A 222-nucleotide genomic window follows, 5' to 3' on the forward strand; every position below is an offset into this window, starting at 1 on the left:
CTGAGCGTGGGCGAGACCAGCCAGGTCACCATCACCTTCAGCGAAGCGGTGACCGGCTTTACCAATGCCGACCTCTCCATCGCCAACGGTACGCTGAGTGCGGTCAGCAGCAGCGACGGTGGCACCACCTGGACCGCTACCTTCACGCCGACGGCCAACCTGACGTCCACCAGCAACGTCATCACGCTGGCCAACAGCGGCGTGACCGACGCGGCCGGTAAC

The 222-nt window shown here is 65.3% G+C and carries 1 protein-coding gene; it reads left to right on the forward strand.

Going from position 1 to position 222, the window contains the following annotated elements; translation table 11 throughout:
• The coding region (locus tag FLQ03_RS05260; protein WP_144374179.1) for an Ig-like domain-containing protein at positions 1–222 on the forward strand (222 nt) is incomplete at both ends.

Source organism: Vogesella urethralis, from assembly GCF_007644045.2.
Classification (GTDB): domain Bacteria; phylum Pseudomonadota; class Gammaproteobacteria; order Burkholderiales; family Chromobacteriaceae; genus Vogesella; species Vogesella urethralis.